Source organism: Pseudomonas sp. P5_A2_2 (assembly GCF_054177685.1).
The window spans coordinates 1-3,242 of record NZ_JBGCUL010000514.1 but is presented as its reverse complement, the minus strand read 5'-3'; the positions used below and the strand labels follow the sequence as shown (position 1 = coordinate 3,242).

General features: G+C 61.7%; 4 protein-coding genes. 2 read left to right on the top strand and 2 right to left on the bottom strand.

Annotated elements, in window-relative coordinates:
• Positions 1-97: 97 nt before the first annotated feature.
• Together ACXRVY_RS21450 and ACXRVY_RS21445 are read right to left on the bottom strand one after the other, a co-directional pair.
• Positions 98-478, bottom strand: a complete 381-nt coding sequence (locus ACXRVY_RS21450; protein WP_008021538.1) for a RidA family protein — start codon at positions 476-478, stop codon at positions 98-100.
• Between the two features lie 144 nt (positions 479-622).
• Entirely contained in the window at positions 623-1,396 is a 774-nt protein-coding gene (locus ACXRVY_RS21445) for an AraC family transcriptional regulator (protein ID WP_458238182.1), read from the bottom strand.
• A gap of 133 nt (positions 1,397-1,529) precedes the next feature.
• On the opposite strand from ACXRVY_RS21445, the gene ACXRVY_RS21440 reads away from it, so the two are divergent.
• Positions 1,530-2,759, top strand: coding sequence for an MFS transporter (locus ACXRVY_RS21440; RefSeq protein WP_458238181.1), 1,230 nt, complete (start codon positions 1,530-1,532; stop codon positions 2,757-2,759).
• A gap of 75 nt (positions 2,760-2,834) precedes the next feature.
• Entirely contained in the window at positions 2,835-3,230 is a 396-nt protein-coding gene (locus ACXRVY_RS21435; protein ID WP_458238180.1) for a VOC family protein, read from the top strand.
• Positions 3,231-3,242 lie beyond the last annotated feature (12 nt).

Genomic DNA, 3,242 nt, shown 5'->3' with positions numbered 1-3,242 from the left:
GACTGACACGCCGCCATCGCGAGCAAGCTCGCTCCCACATTTTGATCGGCGTCGGCCACAAATTCAGCCCATGCCCCGGGTTTTTGTGTCGCTGCGGTCAGGCCTTGGCCGCCATCGCGGTCACTTCCACGCGCATGCCTTCCACCGCCAACGAGGCAACCCCGACAGCGGCGCGCACCGGCCATGGCTTGGCGAAGTAGCGCTTGTAGACCTCGTTGAACGCGGCGCGGTCGGCCATGTCGGTGAGGTAGATGGTCAGGTGCATCACGCGGTCCATGGAACTGCCGGCACGCTCCAGCGCGACCTTCAGCGCTTGCAGGGTGCATTCGCTTTGCAGGGTGATGTCGCCCAGCTCCAGGCTGCCGTCGGCGCGGGTCGGGATCTGGGTGGAGACCAGCACACCGCCGAAACCGACGACGTCGGAGGAAATCGAATCGGCATCGGGATCGGGGGTAAAGGTCAGGTCGTGGTTTGCCATTGCAGGTTCTCTTGCTTGAAAGGGTAAGGCGAGCGCCTTTTGCGCGGCCAGTTTACAGGGCGATCCCTGGCGCGTCGCTAATCCAGGCCGGACGGCTGCTCGTGGCCGGTGGCCTGGCGGTACTGGCGTGGGGTTAAGCGTCCATCACTTGAAAAAATCACTCGGCGTCTTGCCGAATTGCTTCTTGAACATGGTCGTGAACGCGCTCGGGCTGTCGTATCCCAGCTCTCCGGCAATGTCGATGATCTTCTCGCCGACGGCGATCCGCTCCAGCGCCAGCAGCAGTCGCGCTTGCTGGCGCCATTGGCCGAAGGTCATGCCGGTTTCATTGCGCAACCGTCGCTGGATGGTTTTTGCATCGAGGCTCAACCGCGCGCTCCAGTCCGACAACGTCGAGCCATCCCCGGGATTGCGCTGCAACGCGGTGCAGATCAGGTTGATCCGCGGATCGGTGGGCTGCGGCAGGTTCAACGGCAAGGTCGGCAGGATCGTCAGTTCATCCAGAATCAGCCGCAGCACCCGGGCTTCCCGCGAGTCCGGATCGCAGTTGAAATCGAAATCGACCGAGACCTTGATCAGCTCACTCAACAATGCGGACACACTCACGGCCCGGGTTTCAGTGGGCAGATCCAGGTTCACGTCGGGGTGCACGAACACGCTGCGCATCTTGATCGGCCCCACACAACGAATCGAGTGCACTTCTGCGCTCGGCATCCAGATGCCGCGGCTCGGTGGCACCGTCCATTGGCTCGTTGCCGTGTGCACCACCATCACGCCTTCGATGGCATAGATCAGTTGATGCTTTTCATGGGAGTGCGGCGCGATGATCCAGTTTTCCGGGTAGTCGGTCGCACTGCTGCGAACTCTCCAGCCGCCCTGGTCGATCTCCGCAAGAAATGCCTGCAATGGTTTGATCATGATGCCCTTTTTGCGATAGCCCATGCCCGAGTTGCGCGAGACGGGCGCCTTCAGGGCCCATAGGATAACGCCGAACCCTGAAATAGGCTGCGCCTTGCCTGCGCAGTTCGCGTTTTTATCCGGAAACTCGCCTATGTCGACCACTACCCTCAGCTCACCCTCGCCCACCGTCTCGGTTGCAAGCCAGGCCAGCCCGCTGGTCATGCGCGTCATCGGCGCTTGCGCCCTGGCGCACCTGATCAACGACTTGATCCAGGCCGTGCTGCCGTCGATCTACCCGATGCTCAAGACCACCTATGGCCTGAGTTTCACCCAGGTCGGCCTGATCACCCTGACCTTCCAGCTCACCGCTTCACTGCTGCAACCCTGGATCGGTTTCTACACCGACCGTCACCCCAAGCCGTGGCTGTTGCCGGCCGGCATGGTCTGCACCCTGATCGGTATTCTGATGCTGTCGATGGTCGGCAGCTTCCCGGCCATTCTGGTGGCCTCGGCGCTGGTGGGCGTCGGTTCGTCGACCTTTCACCCTGAAACCTCACGGGTAGCACGGCTGGCCTCGGGTGGTCGCTACGGCCTGGCACAGTCAACCTTCCAGGTCGGTGGCAACGCCGGCAGCGCCTTCGGCCCATTGCTGGCCGCCGCGATCATCATTCCCTACGGCCAGGGCAACGTCGCCTGGTTCGGCCTGTTCGCGGTGTTCGCCATCCTCGTGCAGTACGGCCTGAGCCGCTGGTACCGCAATCACCTGAGCCTGTTCAAGCTCAAGCAAGGCAGCAAGGCCACCCACGGCCTGTCCAAGCGGCGAGTGACCTTCGCCCTGGTGGTGCTGGCGCTGCTGGTGTTCTCCAAATACTTCTACATGGCCAGCTTCACCAGTTACTTCACCTTCTACCTGATCGAGAAATTCGACCTGTCGGTGGCCAGTTCGCAGCTGTACCTGTTCCTGTTCCTCGGTGCCGTCGCGGCAGGCACGTTCTTTGGCGGCCCGATCGGCGACCGGATCGGCCGCAAGCAGGTGATCTGGTTCTCGATCCTCGGCGCCGCGCCCTTCACCCTCGCCCTGCCCTACGTCGACCTGTTCTGGACGGGCGTGTTGAGCATGATCATCGGCTTCATCCTCGCCTCGGCGTTCTCGGCCATCGTGGTSTWCGCCCAGGARYTGGTGCCMGGCAAYGTCGGSATGATCGCCGGGGTGTTCTTCGGCYTGATGTTCGGTTTYGGCGGSATTGGYGCSGCGYTGCTSGGGCATCTGGCGGATATCCATGGCATCGAGTACGTCTACACGCTGTGTTCGTTCCTGCCGCTTTTGGGAATTCTGACCATACTGTTGCCGTCTACCAGACAACGCCCGTCGGGTGCGTGAATGGCCAATGGGGTGTTCTGCTGAAAAGGAGAGCACCCTCCAGGTTTGCGGCCCAGCCATCAGGAGGATCAGCCCATGAAAATCGTAGTCACCAGCGTGTTTGTCGATGATCAGGCCAAGGCGCTTGCCTTCTACCGGGATGTGCTCGGTTTTGAACTCAAGCACGATATCCCCATGGGCGAACATCGCTGGCTGACGCTGACATCCCCCGGCGATCCCGATGGCRTCGAGTTGCTGCTGGAGCCCAATGCCCACACCGCAGCAAAAACGTACCAGAGCGCGATCAAGCAGGACGGCATACCCTGCACGTTTTTCGGCGTCGAAGACGTGCAAGCCGAATATGCCCGGCTCAGCGCCGCCGGCGTTCAATTCACCCGTCCGCCGACAGTGATGGGACCGGTCACCCTCGCGGTACTGGACGACACCTGCGGCAATCTCATCCAGATCGTCCAGCACCACTCAACCGCCTGATCATTTCTGCTA